The sequence below is a fragment of the Hydrogenophaga sp. GW456-12-10-14-TSB4 genome, assembly GCF_059424305.1.
In genome coordinates this window covers 1-17,742 of sequence record NZ_JBWKZH010000045.1, presented here as the reverse complement: position 1 = coordinate 17,742, position 17,742 = coordinate 1, and the positions used below count along the sequence as shown (strand labels likewise).

The following is a 17,742-nucleotide window of genomic DNA, read 5'->3' as shown; positions in this document are numbered from 1 at the left end:
ATGTCTGTCCCACACCCCTTGCCCACGCCGACCCTCGGTCTCTCGTCGATTGCCCGGCGCATCGCCTCGGGCGCGGGCGCGTACGGCTATGCGCAGGCGGTCAGCATCGGCACCCAGCTGGTGGCGCTGCCGCTGTTCCTGCATTACTGGGACATGGCCACCTACGGCACCTGGCTGGCCTTGACCGCGCTGCCGTTCTACCTCTCGCTGGCCGATGCCGGCATCTCCACGGCCTCGAGCAACCAGATGATCGGCCTGATCGCGCAAGGCCAGAAGGCGCGCGCGGCCGATGTGTTCCAGAGTGCGGTCGCCTTTCTGTCGTCGGCCTCGCTGCTGGTGCTGCTCACCGTCGGCGCCGTGCTGTGGCTGCTGCCGGCCGGCGTGCTGCAGATCCCGCACTGGAAGGCGGTGCTCATGCTGCTGTCCTTCAGCGTGGTGCTCGGGCTTTTCTGCAGCCTGGCCGAGGTGGTCTACAAGGCCACCGGTGGCTACGCCGCAGGCACCTACCTGGTCACCACCGGCCGCCTGGTCGAGTGGGCGGGCGGCCTGGCCGGCCTGGTGCTCACGCAGACCTTCATCGGCGTCGCCGCCTCGGCGCTGCTGGCGCGCCTGGGCTACACCGTGTGGAGCGTCTGGCTGAGCCAGCGGCGCACCGATTTCCTGCGCTGGGGTGTGCGGCGCGCCAGCCGGGCCGACATCCGGCAGGCCGCGGCGCCGGGCCTGCTGTTCCTCTCGCTCTCGCTGACCAACGCGCTGAGCCTGCAAGGCTTCACCCTGCTCGTGGCGGCCACCCTGGGCCCCGCCGCCACCGCCGTGTTCAACACCTACCGCACCATCGCCCGCATCGTGGTGCAGGTCACCAACGCCCTGAGCAACCCGCTCTGGCCCGAACTCACCGCCCTGCGCGGCCAGAAGGACGACGGCGCTTTCTGGAAGCTCTACCGCCGGGCCAACCGCCTGGGCCTGCTCATCGCCGCGGCAGGCGCGCTGCTGGTGTACGGCGCCGCGCCCACGCTGCTGGAGGTCTGGACCCACGGCCACATCCCCTTCACCGCCACCAGCATGGCGCTGTTCCTGCTCTACGCCGGCGTGTGCTCGGCCACCCAGGTCCCGCGCGTCGTGCTCATGTCCATCAACCGACACGGCGGCCTGGCCTGGCAGAGCGTGGCCGCCGCCGTGATCTCGCTCGGCGTGGCCTGGCTGGCCTGGCGCCAGGCCGGCATGGCCGGCGTGGTGGGCGCCATGTTGCTGGGCGAGGCCCTGGTGTGGTTCACCGCCACGCGCGCCGTGCGCCGCCTGCGCACGCCGAAGGTCGCCGCATGATCATCGACCTGAACCACACCCCGCCGCCGGACACCGCGCACGACGTCGTCATCGTCGGCGGCGGCACGGTGGCCCTGCTGCTGGCGGTGTTGCTGGAGCGCCAGGGCCAGCGCGTCGTGGTGCTGGAAAGCGGCGGCGGCGGCTTCGAGACGCCGGCCCAGGCCCTCAACGACGCCACCGTCGTCGGCCGGGCCCACAGCGGCATCGCCGTGGCGCGCGGGCGTGCCCTGGGCGGTACCTCCAACCTCTGGGGCGGCCAGCTCACCGGCTTCGTGCCGGCCGACTTCGAGGCCCGAGAAGGCGTGTCCGACGCGCCCTGGCCCATCCGCTACGAAGACCTGCTGCCCTGGTACGAAGCGGTGGCGAAAGAGCTGCGCCTGGCCGATGCGCTCGACGAAGACACGCCCCAGGCCCGCAAGCTCTTCGGCGGCGGATACCCCGAGATTCCCGGGTTCACGCTGTTCCTCACGCGCTGGCTCAAGGAACCCGCCATGGCGCGGCACTTCCGCGAGCGCCTGCAGAACGCGCCGAACCTCACCGTGCTGCTGCACGCCCATGTCACGGGCCTGGACCTGTCGCCCGATGGCGAGCGCGTCAGCACGGTCCGCGTGGCACGGCCCGACGGCAGCCTCACCGCCGTCGCCGGCCAGCGCGTCGTGCTGGCCAACGGCACCATCGAGATCGCCCGCCTGCTGCTGGCCTGCGCGGCCGAGCAGCCCCAGGCACCCTGGATCGGCAACCCCTGGGTCGGCGGCGGCTTCCAGGACCACCTCGAGATGCGCGGCGGCCGCGTGCACCTGCTGGACAAGCCCCGCTTCCTGCGCACCTTCCAGAACATCGTGCTGGGCGGCCACAAGTACCAGCCCAAGCTGCGGCTGGCCACCGGCGCGGCCGGCATCGGCGCCGACCCGGCGCTCCAGGTCACCGGCTACTTCGCGTTCGAGTCCAGCATCGCCGAACACCTGCAGCACCTCAAGGTGATGGCCCGCTCGCTGATGCGCGGTGCCCTGCCGCGCCAGGGCCTGGGCGAGCTGCTGCGCCACCTGCGGGGCATGGGCAGCGCCTGGCTGCCGATGATCGTGCAGTACCTGCGGCACCACCGCATCCACAACCCGGCCGACCGCGGCGTCTGGCTCGTCATGCACGCCGAACAGCTGCCCCGGCACGACAGCCGCATCACCCTCGACCCCGAGCGCAAGGACCGCTTCGGCATGCCGCTGGCCGCGCTGGACTGGCGCATCGGCGGCCAGCCCGAGCTGCGCGCCATGGCCGCCTTCATGCGCCGCATCGGCGACAGCCTGCAGGCGGCGGGACTGGCCCGCGTGGAGATCGACGCGCTGCTCGCCGACGAAGACACGCGCGCGCTCGACCGCGCCACCGACACCTACCACCAGTGCGGCGGTGCCCGCATGGGCCACCACCCGCGCGACGGCGTGGTCGACCGCGACTTGCGCGTGTTCGGCACCCACAACCTCTATGTGGCCGGGGCCGCGGTGTTCCGCACCTCCAGCTACGCCAACCCCACGTTCACCGCCATGGCCCTCACGGCCCGGCTGGCCGAGCAGTTGCGCCAGGAGGCCTCGACATGAACACCCCCGATCTGCTCACGGGCAGGCTCGGCTTTGGCTGTGGCCGCCTCAAGGGCGGTCGCGACAAGGCCACCTCGCTGCGCCTGATCCACGCCGCGCTGGACCTGGGCATCCGCTACTTCGACACCGCGCCGCCCTATGGCCTGGGGTCGTCCGAGTCCGTGCTGGGCGATGCGCTCAAGGGCCGGCAGGAGAACGTGCTGGTCGCCACCAAGGTCGGCCTTGCGCGCCCCGCGTCCCCGGGGCTGATGCAGAAGGCGCGCGCAGTGGTCAAGCCGCTGGCGCGCTGGGTGCCGGGGCTGCGCCAGGCCGTTCTCCAAGGCATGACGCGGCGCGCGGCGCCGAGCAACCTCGACGCCGGCTTCGTCGCCCAATCGTTCGAGACCAGCCTGCAGCAGCTGCAGCGCGATCGCGTGGACTTCCTGCTGTTGCACGAGGCCCGCAGCCACCACGCGCTCGCGCCCCTGGAAGCGCTGTTCGAGCGCTACGTCGACACAGGGCGCCTGGGCGCCTACGGCAGCTCCACCGGCGACCCGCTGTACCAGCTGGTGCGCTTCGGCTCGGTGCTGCAGTACCGCTGCCCGCCACCCGACGCCACGTGGACCACGGTCGACCCCTCCGATGTGCTGCACGGCGCCCTGCGCTTCACCGCGCCCGCCGTGCAGCAGGCCATGGCGCTCGACCGCCGCCTCACCGAGCAGCTGGCCAGCCTGTTGCCTCGCGGCACGGAGCCGGCCAGCGCGAGCGGCTCGCTGGCACTGGCCTATGCGCTGGCCCGCTTCAACACCCGCCTGCTCCTGTCGACCAACGAGCCGCGCCGCCTGGTCACCACGGTCGAGCAGCTGCGGCACATCACGGCCTCGCCCGACTGGCGGCCCGCGATGCAGAACCTCCACGCGGCCTTCGCCCCTGCGGGTGTCCCATGCGCGCCCTGAACACGCAGCTCTCGCGCTGGCTCCTGGGCGCCTCGATCTACCTCACGGGCTGGTACTACGAAGGCCCGGCGCTGCAGGCCGCGCAAATGGGCGCCATCAGCCTGTTGCTGATGGCCGCCTTCTTCTCCGTGCTCTCGGGCGACACCCAGCGCGTTCGCATCAGCCTGGTGGAATGGATCTTCGGCACCGCCTTCCTGTTCGCCATGCTGGTGGCCTGGTTCACCGGCAACGTGCTCTCCACCCTGTACGGCGCCATGCTGCTGCTGGTGCTGGTGGGCATGTCGATGCTGGTGCGGCACCGCACGGCGGGCGAGCTCATCGCCGTGTTCCGCTGGGCCTATGTGGCGCTGGTGGCCTCGGTGCTGCTGCTCGAACACCAGGATCTCCTGGCGTCTCTCACGGGCAATGTGGAGTACGGCCTCGGGCTGGTCCGCTACCAGCCCCTGGGCATGCACCCCAACCTGAGCGGTCTCGTGTACGGCGGTGGCGCGCTGCTGTTCTTCCAGCGCTTCCTGGCCGCGCCGCGCAACCTGCAGAAGGCCTTCGCGCTGGCCATGGTGGGTCTGTGCCTGTGTGTGCTGCTGGCCGCGTCGGCGCGCGCGGGCATGCTGGCCCTGGCCGTCGCGGGCGCCACCGGCGTCATCCTGATCGCCCTGCGCGGCTCGGCCCGCTCGCGCCTGAGCCTGGTGCTGGCGGCGATCGCCGCGCTGGCGTTCGTGGTCTTCAAGTGGGCCGACATCCAGGCCTACCTCACCCTCATCCTCGACCTGGAGTCGCCCACGCGGGGCGTGGACTCCGGTGCAACCGGGCGCACCGACATCTGGCGCGCGGGCATCGAGCTGATCTTCTCCGACGGCGTGCGCATGCTCACCGGCACCGGCATCCGCTCGGCGCTGCCCGAACTCATCGGCTTCCCGGTGGAGAGTTCCTACATCAACCTGGCGCTGGAACACGGCCTCGTGTTCGGCACGCTCATCCTGCTCACCTTCGTGGTCACGGCCTGCCGCGCCCTGACCCACGGCCTGCGCCCGGGCCATGCCCGCTACCAGCTGTTCCTCGCCGGGCTGATGGTGGTCTTCATCCTCGCCCAGTCCATCTTCAACCGCTACCTGATCGGCGTGGGCAATCCGTTTTCGCTCTGGATCTTCGTGCTGGTGCTGCAGCTCAACCTGCACCCCATCGCCATCGCCCGCCCGATCCCACAGACCCGGCGCCCGCCCGAGTTCCGCCCGCGCGCCCGTGGCCCGCTGGCGCCCGGTCGCGAGACCTTCTCTCACCTGACGTCGCGTCAGGAACCCAGGATGGGAGCTTGAAATGACCCGCAGACCCACCGACACCACGCTGATGCTGTTCATGGCCACGTGCCTGATCACCCTGTCGCACCTGGACGCCTTCGTGCCGGACCCGCGCATCGCCACCGGCGGGGCCATCGGCAACGCGCTGTTCTTCTTTCTCTCCGGCTTCGGGCTGACCATGAGCCTGAACGCCGGTGGGTCGGGCGGCGCCGAGCTGTCGCTGCTGGCGTACCTGCGCAAGCGCGTGCTGCGCCTGTATCCGGCGGCCATCCTGGTGGCCTGCGTGATGCTCGCGGTCGGCATGATCGACATCGCCAGCCCGGCCGACCTGGTGAAGACCTTCGTCTGGCCCACGCCGTTCTGGTTCATCTCGGCCGTGATGGCGTTCTACGTGCCGATCTTCTACCTGGCCCGCCTGCCAGCGCGCGGCATCGCCATCGCCATGGGCCTGCTGCTGATCCCCTACGCCGTCTTCTACAGCCAGCTCGATCTGAGCCGCTTCGTCGTCGAAGGCGACGACTACTTCAAGTGGATCAACTACTTCGGCATCACCCTCATGGGCTGCCTGGTCGCGCGCCTGCGGCTCACGCCCGAGCTGAGCCTGGCGGCCATCGCGGGCCTGGTGCTGTCGCTGCTGGCGTTCCTGGTCGCCAAGCTCACCGTGTTCCGCTTCGACCTGGGCCAGCTGCAGTTCGTCTTCCACGTCCTGCTCTATCCCATCATCTTCTTCAGCTACCAGGTGCTGGCGGCCGACACGGTGGTCCGGCCCCTGCGCGCCATGCCCTTCTTCCCGGCCATCGCGCTGCTGGCCGGCCTCACGCTGGAGATCTATCTCACGCAGACCGCGTGGATCCACTGGCTGGAGGCGCAGAACTACCCCTACAGCCACGCCGTGCTGCTGCCGCTGGCCCTGGTGCCGCTGGTGGTGTTCTCCGTCCTCACGCAATGGCTCTCCAACCGCATGGTCAACGGCGTCTCGCGCCTGCTGCCCCCCGTGCCCGTCTGATCACCTGAAGCACCGACATGACCTACGTCTTCTGGCATTCCTACCTGATGTTCCACCAGGCCGCGTACATCCGGGCCCTGGCCGAACAGCCCGGCCACACCGTGCACTGGTGCGTGACGCAGGACCTGCCTGCCTACTACCGCGAGCGCGGCTACCCGGTGCCCGACACCGGCCGGGTGCGGGTGCACCTGGCGCCCACGCCGGCGCAGATCGCCGAACTGGCCACGCTGCCCGGCTCGGTGCAGGTGTTCTTCGGCCTGCGCGGTTTCGCGCTGCCGCTGACCGCCTTCCAGGCCAGCCTGGGCGCCCCGGTGCACCGCTTCCTGATGACCGAAAACCGCTACGAACCGGGCGCGCGCCTGCTGCCCCGCTGGCTGGCCTACACCTGGGACGCGCTGCGCTACCGGCGCCACCTGAGCGGCGTGTTCTGCATCGGCCATTCGGGCCGCTACGGCGGCGCGCGCTTCTTCGCGGCCTGCGGTTACCCCCGGGCGCACATCGTGCCCTTCGAGCACGTGGTGGACCGCACGCCGGTGCCGCCTGCGCCCGCGCAGCGCGAGCACCCGGAGATCCTGTACGTGGGCCAGCTGATTCCGCGCAAGCGGGTGGATCTGCTGCTGCAGGCTTTCAGCCAGCTCGCCGCGCCCGCGGCCCGCCTGCGCCTCATCGGAAAGGGGCCGGAAGAACAACCGCTCCAGCAGCTCGCCCGGGAACTCGGCATCGCCGAACGGGTGCGCTTCTCGCCGGGCATGCCCAACGCCGAAACCGTCGCGGCCATGGCCACGGCCGACGTGCTGGTGCTGCCCAGCCGCTTCGACGGCTGGGGCGCGGTGGTCAACGAGGCCTTGATGGTGGGCACCCCGGTGATCTGCAGCAACCGCTGCGGCGCCAGCGACCTGATCGAGAACGGCCGCAACGGTTACGTCTTCGAGGCCGGTGACGCCCGCTCGCTGCGCGAGCGCCTGCAAAGCTTCTGCCAGGACTTCCACTGGAACCGCGCCTCGCTGGCCGCCGCCGAGTCGGCCCGCCTGGGTGGGGCCGCGGTGGCCGCCCGCTTTCAAAAGAACGTCTTGCGCCTGCTGGCATCCGAGCCGGCCAACCGCCCATGGAAACCGGAGGTGTCCCAATGAACATCGGCATTCTCACCTTCCATTTCAGCGACAACTACGGTGCCGCGCTGCAGGCCTACGCCTTGCGCCGCTGGCTGACGGAGCGGGGCCACCGCGCCAGCTTCATCGACTACCGGCCCGCGCACATCGAACACGGCGGCCGGCTCTGCGTGCCCACGTCGCGCGCGAAGCTCAAGGCCGACCTGAAGGTGGTCTACCTGGCGGTGTCTTCGTTCCTGCACCAGCACTTCGGCCACCGGGGCCAGCGGGAAAAATTCGTCCGCTTCCGGGAACACTTCCTGGGCATCCCGTCCGATGCCGCACCCGCAGACAACGGCGCCTCGCTGGCCGCGGCGCAGGCCTACGACCTGATCGTGGCGGGCAGCGACCAGATCTGGAGCCCGTCCCAGCATTTCGGGTTCGACCCGAACTACTTCCTGGCCTTCGCCCAGTCGTTCCGGGCCCGCAAGATCTCGTACGCCGCCAGTTTCGGCCGCGACCGCGTGTCCTCGGACGAGGCCGCGCAGCTGCCCGAGCTGCTGCACAACTTCGACGCCATTTCGGTGCGCGAAGCCTCCGGGGTCACGCTGGTCGAGCGGACCACCGGGCAGCGGCCCGCCAACGTGCCCGACCCGACCCTGCTGCTCAACAACTACGCGGAGCTGACCGACCCGGCGCCCACCGACCCCGTCGCCGACCCGTACCTCTTCTGCTACGGGCTGCGCTCGCCCGACAACATCCGCCAGACGGCCGAGCTCGTGGCCAGCCAGCTGGGCTGCCCCATCCTCTCGCCGCACAACCCGCACCGGCGCTGGGTCGAGATCGGCCAGACGGTCTACCCCGATCCGGCCGAGTGGGTGGCCCTGGTGAAGAACGCCCGCTTTGTCGTGACCAACTCCTTCCACGGCACCGTGTTCTCGCTGTTGTTCAAGAAGCCCTTCATCGTGGCCGGGCTGACCGGCGACAAGGCGACGGCCAATGCCCGAGCCCTCCACCTGCTGCGGGCCGTCGGTCTGGAAAGTCGCTTTGCACCGTCGTTCTCGGCGGACAACACCGAAGCCCTGATGACCGCGGAGATCGACTGGGCCGCGGTGGACCGGCGTCTGGCGGACCTGCGGCAGGCCGGCAACGAGTTCCTGAGCGGGCAACTGAAGGCGGTGACCCCATGAACCCCATGAGCGACTTCGGTTCCCTTCGGTACCGCAACCGGTTCACCGCCTCGGACAAGCTGCGGCGCTGGGCGTGGGAAGTGGTGTGGCTGCTCGCGTTCCGGCCCACACCGCGCTGGGCCCTGCATGGGTGGCGGCGCTTCCTGCTGCGCTCGTTCGGGGCCCGGATCGGCACCGGTTGCCGCATCGCGCCGTCGTGCCGCGTCTGGGCGCCGTGGAACCTGGTCATGGGCGAGTTCTCCGCCCTGGGCGATGGCGTGGACTGCTACAGCATGGACCGCATCACCATCGGCTCCAAGGTCGCGGTCAGCCAGCGCAGCTTCCTGTGCGCCGGCTCGCACGACATCCGCTCCCTGTCCCGCCCGCTGATCACCGGTCCCATCGCGATCGAGGACCACGTGTGGATCGCGGCCGAGAGCTTTGTGCATCCCAACGTGGTGATCCGGGAAGGGGCCGTCATCGGGGCGCGATCGGTGGTGCTCAAGGAGATGCCGGCCTGGTCCGTCTGCGCCGGCCATCCTTGCCGGAAGATCAAGGACCGCGTGGTGAGGGAGCACCGCCATGCTTAGCAAACTGCTCAAGGTCACCGGCATCTTCAGCGAGGCGATGCGCGATGCCGTGCTGTTCCTGCGCTTCAACTCGTATTCGCCGTTCGTGGACAAGTCCAAGCGCGCGTTCTACAAAATCCTCATCGAGGCCCACACCATCGAGAAGGGCCTGTCGCTGCCGGATCCCAAGCCGCTGTTCGGCAAGGACAAGATCCGCTTCGTCATGAACGCGCTGTCGCACTACGACATCGCCCATTCGACGGTGCCGGCCCACATGTCCCTGGGTGCGCTGGAGGCCTATGCCGACTTCCACGCGAAGGCCGGCCTGACCGACCCCTTGCTCGATGAGATCACGGCCTTCCTGAAGGCCTGGGAGGCCAGGGTCCCGCGGCCGTGGAAGGGAGGCACGCGCGAAGTCTTCTTTCAGGGGCAGATGCCCGAAGACCTGCCGCACCTGCTGGCCAGCCGCTCGAGCATCCGCGCGATGCGGCCCACGCCGCTGGCCAGCGAGCGCATCGTCGAGGCCATCGCGCAGGCCCAGCAGGCGCCCTCGCAGTGCAACCGCCAGGCCTCTCGCGTGCACGTCTATCAGGACCGCGCGCGCATCCAGGAACTGCTGGCCCTGCAAGGCGGTTCGCGCGGCTTTGCGCCCACGGTGGGCAACCTGTTCGTGGTGAGTTCCGAGATCTGCGCCTGGGGTGGCCCCGGCCAGCGCAACCAGGCCTATGTGGACGGCGCGCTGTTCGCGATGTGCCTGATGTTCGCCTGCCGCTCCATGGGCTGGGGAGCCTGCCCGCTCAACCTCGCCATCGACCACAAGACCGAGTCCGCGATCCGCCGGGTGGGGGGCATCCCCGCGGGCGAGCGGCTGATCATGATGATCGCCTTCGGCGAACCCATCGCACCCCAGACCCGCGTGGCCTTCTCGCCGAGAAGACCGCCGGCCGAAATCGCCACGCTGCACGCGTGAGGAGAGTGCCATGCGCATCACCGCCATCATCCTGACCTACAACGAAGCGATCCACATCGAGCGCGCGATCCGCTCCATCTGGCCGTTCGCCGATCAGATCTGCGTGGTCGACTCCGGCTCCAACGACGACACGCGCGACATCGCCCGCGAACTCGGCGCCGAGGTCCACACCCACGCTTTCATCAACCAGGCCAAACAGTTCCAGTGGGCGCTCGACACGCTCGACATCCGCGGCGAATGGGTGCTGCGCCTGGACGCCGACGAGATCATCGAGCCCGACCTGGCCCAGCGCATCGCCTCCGAGCTGCCCGGCCTGCCGGCCGATGTGGTGGGCATCAACTTCAAGCGCAAACACATCTTCATGGACCGCTGGGTGCGCCACGGCGGGCGCTACCCGCTCGTGATGCTGCGCCTGTGGCGCCATGGGCACGGCCGCATCGAAGACCGCTGGATGGACGAGCACATGGTGGTCTGGGGCGGTCGCACCGTCACCTTCGACGGGGGCTTCGCCGACCACAACCTGCACGACCTGGGCTACTTCACCGACAAGCACAACAAGTACGCCACGCGCGAAGCCATCGAGGTCCTGAACCAGCGCCTGCACCTGTTCGCACGCGACGAGGCGCTCAACGCGCACAGCGCCTCGACCCAGGCCGCACTCAAACGCTGGGTGAAGGAACGCATCTACAACCGCATTCCCTTCACCGTCAGCGCCACCCTGTACTTCCTGTGGCGCTACATCGTCCAGCTCGGTTTCCTCGACGGCCGCAGCGGCCTGGTCTACCACTTCCTCCAGGGCTGCTGGTACCGCTTCCTGGTCGGCGCGAAGGTGATGGAGCTGGAGCGCGCCGTGGCCCACCTGCAGGACAAAGCCCTCATCTGCGCGGAGCTGAGCCGGCTCACCGGCCACCGCCTGGTGGCGCAGCCGCCAGCACCCCCGCCGGAGGCACCGCGCCCGGATGTCCCGCCGCGCCCCTTGGCCACGCGGCCCTGAAGAACGAAAGGAACCCCATGCGCAGCACCTCCTTCACCCCGTCGCGCGCCTGGCTGCTGGCCAGCCTGTTCGTGTCGGCCTCCGCATGGGCACAGAGTGAGGACGCGCTGATCTGCCAGGACGCGTCGGTGCCGCCCGGCGCCCAACAGGTGGGTGCGACGCAGCCGCTCTTTCGCGACTGCCCGCGCGTCGAAGACGTCGACTTCACCGGCCGCGCCGACGGGAAGAAGTACTACGCCGGCTTCTACGCCATCGGCGCGAAGAGCCCCAGCATGTACGACACGGCGCAGGACGGTGTGGTGATCAAGCGCGGCGCCTTGCTCACCACCGTGAAGACCGATGCGACCCCGGGCGGCTTCCCCCTGCTCGCGGGCAACCGGCCGTTCTACATCGAAGCCCAGACCGTGCTCTCGAACACCCACCCGGACAACTTCCCCGCCATCTGGCTCATGCCGATCGAGCACAACCTGCGCATGGAAGACGTGTACGAAGGCGACCCCAGGAGCTTCGAGCGCTGGTTCGAGCTCGACATCGACGAAGGCGGCTTCGGCCCGGGCGGCCACCACACCGCCATCTCGTGGACCGGCATCTACCCCAACTACAAGAAGATCCAGAACCCCAACCCGACCTCGAAAGTGCCGCTGGACCGCACGCGCCCCAACGTGTTCGGCGTGTCGTACGACCCCGCCACGCTCACCGTGCGCTGGTGGGTCAACGGCCAGCAGGTGCTCGAAGCCACCGCGCCCTATGTGCCCGAGATCGCGCGCCGGCAGAACTTCTACCTGATCGTGTCGTCGCAGAGCCGCAAGAACGTCAACGACTACCAGACGAAGTTCATGGGCGTGCGCGCGTTCTCGAGCGAGGCCGCGCCGACAGCCAAGGCCAAGGGGAAGCCATGAAGATCCTGATCTATGGCATCAACTTCGCGCCCGAGCTCACCGGCATCGGCAAGTACACCGGTGAGATGGCGCGCTGGCTGGCCGAGGCCGGGCACGACGTGCGCGCCATCACCGCGCCGCCCTACTACCCGGCCTGGCAGGTCGGCGAGGGCCACCGCGCCGACCGCTACCGCCGCGAGACCTGGCACGGCGTGCGCGTGTTCCGCACGCCGCTGTGGGTGCCGCAACGGCCGGGCGGTCTCAAGCGCCTGCTGCACCTGGGCAGCTTCGCGCTCAGCAGCCTGCCGGTGCTGATCGCGCAATGGCGCTGGAAGCCCGACGTGGTGTGGGTGGTGGAGCCGCCTCTGATGTGCGCACCCGCCGCCGTGGCCTTCGCCTCGCTGCGCGGTGCCAAGAGCTGGCTTCACATCCAGGACTACGAGGTCGACGCCGCATTCGACCTCGGCCTCATCCAGGGCGGCACGCTGCGCCGCTGGGTGGAGCGCGCCGAGCGCTGGCTGATGCGCCGCTTCGACCGCGTCTCCACCCTCTCGGGCCGCATGGTCGAGCGCGCGCGCGGCAAGGGCGTGGAGGCCCAGCGCGCCGTGCACTTCCCCAACTGGGTCGACATCGGCGGCATCGCGCCGCTGGCCGCGCCCAGCCCCTACCGCGCCGAGCTCGGGCTCGCGCCCGATGCCGTGGTGGCGCTGTACGCCGGCAACATGGGCAACAAGCAAGGCCTCGACATCCTCGCCGACGTGGCCCGCCTGGTGCAGGACGACCCGCGCATCCAGCTCGTGATCGGCGGCGACGGCTCCGGCAAGGCCGATCTGCAGGCGCGCTGCGCGGACCTGTCCAACGTGCGCTTTCTGGACCTGCAACCGCTGGAGCGGCTGAGCGATTGGCTGGGCCTCGCCGATGTGCACCTGCTGCCGCAGCGCGCCGACGCGGCCGACCTGGTGATGCCTTCCAAGCTCACCGGCATGCTGGCCAGCGGGCGCGCCGTGCTCGCCACCGCGCGGGCCGACACCGAGCTGTGCCGCGTGGTCGAGCACGACGCGGCCTGCGGCGTGGTCGTGCCGCCCGAGAACCCCACCGCCATGGCCGAGGCCCTGCGCGCACTGGCCGCCGACCCGGCGCGCCGCGCCGCGCTGGGCGCCCAGGGCCGTCGTTACGCCGAAGCCGAACTGAGCCAGGACACGATCCTGCGCCGCTTTGAAACGCAGCTGCAAGCCCTGGTGCCGGGCGACAGCGCGCTGCACGATTCACCGGCGCCACAACAGCAAGGAGTGACACGATGAAAACCACCCCCACCCAGTACCTGGGCTTCATGGGCCTGCTGGCCCTCGCCATCGCCCTGCCGCTGCACGCGCAAACCCCCGAAGCACCGACCGGCACCCTGGCCCACCCCGTGGTGGCACGCAGCGCGTCGAGTGCCGAGGCCATGGGCGCACCACTGGCCGCGCCGTCCACCGCGGGCGCCGACTACCAGATCACCGCCAACGACCTGATGGAGTTCGACGTGTTCGGCGTGCCCGACATGAAACGCGACGTGCGCGTGAACGCCTCGGGCGAGATCTCGCTGCCGCTCATCGGCCAGGTGCCGGTGGCGGGCCTCACCGCGAAAGCGGCGGCAGACCGCATCGCCACCAGGTACAAGGAGAAGTACCTGCAGGACCCGCAGGTCTCGCTCTTCATCAAGGAGTTCACCACGCAGCGCGTGGCCATCGAGGGCGCGGTGATCCGCCCCGGCATCTACCCGATGACGGGCCAGCTCACGCTGCTGCGCGCCCTGGCCCTGTCGGGCGGTTTCGCCCCCTATGCCGACATCAACCAGATCGTCGTCTACCGCCAGGGGCAAGCCGGCGCGCGCGAGCAGTTCACCTACGACCTCGACAAGGTGCGTGCCGGCCAGGAGAAAGACCCGAACATCCGATCGGACGACGTGATCGTGGTCCAGCGCAATGCCCGGCGCACCGCGCTGAGGGATTCGCTCTTCAGCGACATCCTGAGCACGCTCAACCCCTTCAAGTGACGGGAGATCCGCCATGACCACCGACCAACACCACCTGCCCTACGTCCCGGACCCACGGGACGCACCGAGCCTGTACCGCGAGGCCGGCCCGTCCGAGCGGTCGCGTTCCCGCGGCGAAACCATCGCGCTGACCGAGGACCGCCTCGACCTGCGCACCATCTACCGCGCGATGGTGCGGCGCAAGGGGACCATCCTGGGCATCGCCGCCTTGTGCTCCCTGGCGGCCGGCGCGTACACGCTGAGCATCACGCCGGAGTACCAGAGCTCGGCCATGCTGCAGATCGACCGCGCGGCGCAGAAGGTGGTGGGCTTCAACACCGAGGTCGAGGTGGAAGAGGGCCCGCTGTCCGATCAGCTGCAATTGCGCACCCAGGTCGAGCTGCTCAAGAGCCGCAGCCTGGCCGAGCGCGTGATCGATGAAATGGGCCTGCACAAGCCTGGTGGCATGAGCACCGCACCCGAACCGCTCGCACCCGAGGCCGCCTCGGCGGCCAGCAGCGGGCTGATGGACCAGGCCGCGGCCGTGGGCCGCCAGGCGTGGAGCCAGTTGCACGCGCTGATCGCCCCGGCACCGCCCGCCCCCGATTCGCTCAGCCGGGCGGCCACGGTGGCGCAGTTCCAGCAGGCGGTCACCGTGGAGCCGGTGCGCAACTCGCGCCTGGTGCAGATCGGCGTGCGCAACGCCGACCCGGCGCTGGCCGCCGCCATCGCCAACACCATGGCCAAGACCTTCATCGCCATGCACATCGAGCGCCGGCTGGAATCGTCGGTCTATGCGCGCCAGTTCCTGGAGGAACAGATCCGCCAGAGCAAAACCAAGCTGGAAGACAGCGAGCGCGTCATCAACGAGTACGCCAAGAAGAACCAGATCCTGAACCTGGGCGACAAGGGCAGCGCCACCACCCAGACCTTCGTGGACTTCTCGACCGCGCTGACCCACGCGCAGCAAGAGCGCATCAAGGCCGAGACCCTGTACAACCAGGTCCGGCTCAACCCCGAAAGCGCGCCGCAGGCGGTGGTCAACGAGGCGATCCGCGCCTACAAGGAGCAGCGCGCCCGGCTGGAAGCCGACTACGCCAAGAACCGCAGCGTGTTCAAGCCGGACTACCCCGCCATGGTGCAGGCGCGGGCCCAGATCGCCGAGCTCGACGGCCGCATCAAGACCGAGGTGAACAACATCCTGTCCAGCATCCAGGGCCAGTACATGGCCGCCGTGAAGGCCGAGGAGCAGCTCAAGAACAAGGTGGCCGCCAGCCGCAGCGAGGTGCTCACCGTGCAGGACCGCAGCGTGGACATGAACCTGCTCAGCCGCGAGCTCGACACCAACCGGCAGGTGTACGACAGCCTGCTGCAGCGCCTGCGCGAAGTGAGCGTGACCGCGGGCATCACCACCAACAACATCAGCATCGTCGACCAGGCCTCGGTGCCGCGCTTCCCGGCCGCGCCCAACCTCAAGGTCAACATCGGGCTCGGCGTGTTGCTCGGCCTGTTCCTGGGCATGCTGGCCGCCCTGCTGCGCGAGCAGATGGACGATTCGGTCAAGAGCGTCAACGACATCGAGGGCCAGTACCGCCTGCCCCTGCTGGGCCTGATCCCGTACACCCGCAGCGCCGGGGTCCGCCGCGAACCGGTGGCCCTGCTGGCCCACCGGGAACCGCGCAGCACCTTCGCCGAGTCCTACCGCTCCGTGCGCACCGTGCTGCAGTTCGGCTCGGCCGAGGGCCCGCCCCAGCGCTTCATGGTGACGAGCTGCGGCACCGGCGAAGGCAAGAGCACCACCGCGCTGGCGCTGGCCATCAACTTCGCCCAGCTGGGCCAGAAGGTGCTGCTCATCGACGCCGACATGCGCAAGGGCGGCCTGCACAAGATGCTCAAGCTGTCCAACGAGCGCGGCCTGTCCACCCTGCTGGAGGCCGACCGTGCGATCGCGGGCTCGATCCAGGACACCACGGTGGCGAACCTGGGCGTGATCACGGCCGGCCCCACACCGCCGGACCCGGTGGAGCTGCTGATGGGCCCAAGGCTGGGCACCCTGCTGGAGCAGGCGCAGGCCCTGGGCTACACGCAGATCGTGATCGACGGGCCGCCGCTGCTGGGCCTGGCGGACGCGATCGTGCTGGGCAACCAGATCCCGAACATCGTGCTGGCGGTGAAGGCCGGCGGCACGCGCAAGGACAGCATGAAGGACGGGCTTCGCCGCCTGCGCACGGCGGGTCTGTCGCCCATGGGCGTGGTCCTCACGCACGCGCGCAACGAGCACAACAACGACCACGCCTACGCGGCCTACTACGGCCACGGCGCGCCCCCCGCGCCGCGCCCGGCACCGGTGCGCAGCCCGCCCCCGGTCGCGTTGCCGCCAGGCACCCGCATCGAGCCCACCCTGGACCCGTCCACCGCTTGAAATGAACCCGCCCGACGGGAGACGCCTGCTGCCCGCCCTGCTCGCCTTCGAGCGAGCACCCGGTCGCTACGCCGTGGCGCGGCGCGAGCCGCGCCCGCTGTTCGCGCACATCGACAGCGTGATGCGGCTGGCCGCCGGGCGGGCGGTGGAGGGCTTGCCGGTCGCCGCCGCGACCAACCTCGAGCTGGGCCGCGCGGCGCGCTTCTTCGTGCGCACGGTGATGCTGCGCCCGGGCTCGGACCCCTACACCCTGCTGGGGCTGACGCCGGATTTCGAGCCGGCGCAATTGCGCGAGCACTACCGGCTGATGATCCGCCTCACGCACCCGGACTTCGAGGCCGCCGGCGAACGCTGGCCCACCGGCGCGGCCACCCGGGTCAACCTGGCCAGGGACCTGCTGTCACTGCGTCATCGCGGCCAAAGCACCCACAGCTGCAGTGGCTGCTTGAGCGCCGCCGCCGTGAGGTAGGCCTCGTCGCTCCACCCGCCCCAGCCGGTGAACAGGTCGGCGCGCACCGCGCCCAGGATGGCGCCACCGGTGTCCTGCGCCATCACCAGCCGCTGCAGGTTCAGGGTGGGGCCCTGCGTCGCCAGCCACACCGGCGTGCCGTAGGGAATGCTCTGCGGATCGACCGCGATGGAACGCCCGGGCGTGAGCGGCACGTTCTGCGCACCGCGCGGGCCGAAGCGCGCGTCCAGCTCCGACAGCGCCTCCTCGCGGAAGAAGACGGTGCGAGGGTTGCTCCACAGCATTTCGTTGAGGCGCTGCGGGTTCTGCAGGGCCCAGGCCTTGATGGCCGACCACGAGGCCTCGTTGATGGCGCGCTGGTCGAGCAGCCAGCGGCCCACGCTTTGATAGGGGTGGCCGTTGTGCGCCGCGAAGGCCACGCGCACCTGGCGCGTGCGGCCGTCGGCCTCGACGAGGTTCAGGCGGCCCGAGCCCTGGATCTGCAGGATCAATGCGTCGATGGGGTCGGCCAGCCAGGCCACGGCGCGGCCCTGCAGGGCCGACTGCGCGGCAGGCAGGGTATCGATCTCCTGGCGGCTGTACCAGGGCTGGCCGGGCCGCAAGCCCGGCGGCGGGCCGAAGAGCGGCACGCGGTAGGTGGCGGTGGGCACGCGGCTGGCGGCCATGATGGGTTCGTAGTAACCGGTGAGCAGGCCGCTGGGCAGGCTGCCATCGGGCTCGGTGACGCGGTAGGGCAGAAAGCGCCGCATCACCCAGGCCTGCTGCTCGGTGGCGGTGCCGATGGAGAGCTGGCGCACTTCGGCGCACAGGCCCGCGTGGCCGGCCACCGGCCGCTCGCAGCCGCGCACCCAGGCATTCCACACCTCGTGCAGGCTGTCCTGCCCCCAGCCGGGCAGCTCGCTCCAGCGCACCGGCACCCAGAGGCTCTTGCCGCGCTGCACCGGGGCCGGCAGCACCGTGTCGTCGGGCGCCGTCACCACCGGGGGCACCCCGGTGCCCGTGGGGGGCATGGGGGGATAGG

General features: G+C 70.0%; 16 protein-coding genes. 15 read left to right on the top strand and 1 reads right to left on the bottom strand.

Annotated elements, in window-relative coordinates:
* The 15 genes from AC07ZS_RS20160 to AC07ZS_RS20090 are packed head-to-tail and all read left to right on the top strand — an operon-like array spanning position 1 to position 16,721.
* Positions 1-1,323, top strand: a complete 1,323-nt coding sequence (locus tag AC07ZS_RS20160) for a lipopolysaccharide biosynthesis protein (RefSeq protein ID WP_494800312.1) — start codon at positions 1-3, stop codon at positions 1,321-1,323.
* Entirely contained in the window at positions 1,320-2,912 is a 1,593-nt protein-coding gene (locus AC07ZS_RS20155) for a GMC oxidoreductase (protein WP_494800311.1), read from the top strand. The genes AC07ZS_RS20160 and AC07ZS_RS20155 overlap by 4 nt, the downstream gene beginning before the upstream one ends.
* Complete coding sequence (locus AC07ZS_RS20150) at positions 2,909-3,847, top strand: aldo/keto reductase (protein ID WP_494800310.1); 939 nt, start codon at positions 2,909-2,911, stop codon at positions 3,845-3,847. The genes AC07ZS_RS20155 and AC07ZS_RS20150 overlap by 4 nt, the downstream gene beginning before the upstream one ends.
* Positions 3,835-5,160, top strand: a complete 1,326-nt coding sequence (locus AC07ZS_RS20145; RefSeq protein ID WP_494800309.1) for an O-antigen ligase family protein — start codon at positions 3,835-3,837, stop codon at positions 5,158-5,160. Before AC07ZS_RS20150 ends, AC07ZS_RS20145 begins: the two co-directional genes overlap by 13 nt.
* A gap of 1 nt (position 5,161) precedes the next feature.
* A complete protein-coding gene (locus AC07ZS_RS20140; protein ID WP_494800308.1) occupies positions 5,162-6,148 on the top strand; it encodes an acyltransferase family protein in 987 nt (328 codons plus the stop codon).
* 17 nt (positions 6,149-6,165) lie between these two features.
* The gene (locus AC07ZS_RS20135) at positions 6,166-7,278 is read left to right on the top strand and encodes a glycosyltransferase (protein WP_494800307.1); all 1,113 of its coding nucleotides are present in this window, start codon (positions 6,166-6,168) and stop codon (positions 7,276-7,278) included.
* Entirely contained in the window at positions 7,275-8,426 is a 1,152-nt protein-coding gene (locus tag AC07ZS_RS20130) for a polysaccharide pyruvyl transferase family protein (RefSeq protein WP_494800306.1), read from the top strand. The genes AC07ZS_RS20135 and AC07ZS_RS20130 overlap by 4 nt, the downstream gene beginning before the upstream one ends.
* Complete coding sequence (locus AC07ZS_RS20125) at positions 8,423-8,995, top strand: LbetaH domain-containing protein (protein WP_494800305.1); 573 nt, start codon at positions 8,423-8,425, stop codon at positions 8,993-8,995. Before AC07ZS_RS20130 ends, AC07ZS_RS20125 begins: the two co-directional genes overlap by 4 nt.
* Positions 8,988-9,944 carry a nitroreductase family protein gene (locus tag AC07ZS_RS20120; RefSeq protein WP_494800304.1) on the top strand — a complete coding sequence of 319 codons (957 nt, stop codon included), beginning with the start codon at positions 8,988-8,990 and terminating at the stop codon, positions 9,942-9,944. The genes AC07ZS_RS20125 and AC07ZS_RS20120 overlap by 8 nt, the downstream gene beginning before the upstream one ends.
* A 10-nt stretch (positions 9,945-9,954) precedes the next feature.
* Complete coding sequence (locus AC07ZS_RS20115) at positions 9,955-10,938, top strand: glycosyltransferase family 2 protein (RefSeq protein WP_494800303.1); 984 nt, start codon at positions 9,955-9,957, stop codon at positions 10,936-10,938.
* A gap of 17 nt (positions 10,939-10,955) precedes the next feature.
* Positions 10,956-11,837: a LamG domain-containing protein gene (locus AC07ZS_RS20110; protein ID WP_494800302.1), complete on the top strand. Its 882-nt coding sequence runs from the start codon at positions 10,956-10,958 to the stop codon at positions 11,835-11,837.
* Entirely contained in the window at positions 11,834-13,117 is a 1,284-nt protein-coding gene (locus AC07ZS_RS20105; protein ID WP_494800301.1) for a glycosyltransferase WbuB, read from the top strand. The genes AC07ZS_RS20110 and AC07ZS_RS20105 overlap by 4 nt, the downstream gene beginning before the upstream one ends.
* The gene (locus AC07ZS_RS20100; protein ID WP_494800300.1) at positions 13,114-13,851 is read left to right on the top strand and encodes a polysaccharide biosynthesis/export family protein; all 738 of its coding nucleotides are present in this window, start codon (positions 13,114-13,116) and stop codon (positions 13,849-13,851) included. The genes AC07ZS_RS20105 and AC07ZS_RS20100 overlap by 4 nt, the downstream gene beginning before the upstream one ends.
* 13 nt (positions 13,852-13,864) lie before the next feature.
* Positions 13,865-16,252 (top strand): GumC family protein, encoded by a 2,388-nt coding sequence (locus tag AC07ZS_RS20095; protein WP_494800299.1) that lies wholly within the window; start codon positions 13,865-13,867, stop codon positions 16,250-16,252.
* 1 nt (position 16,253) lies between these two features.
* Entirely contained in the window at positions 16,254-16,721 is a 468-nt protein-coding gene (locus AC07ZS_RS20090; protein WP_494800298.1) for a hypothetical protein, read from the top strand.
* On the opposite strand, the gene mltA is transcribed toward AC07ZS_RS20090, so the two are convergent.
* A partial coding sequence (gene mltA / locus AC07ZS_RS20085; protein ID WP_494800297.1) for a murein transglycosylase A occupies positions 16,661-17,742 on the bottom strand: 1,082 nt, incomplete at its 5' end. The two genes, AC07ZS_RS20090 and mltA, sit on opposite strands and share 61 nt — an antisense overlap.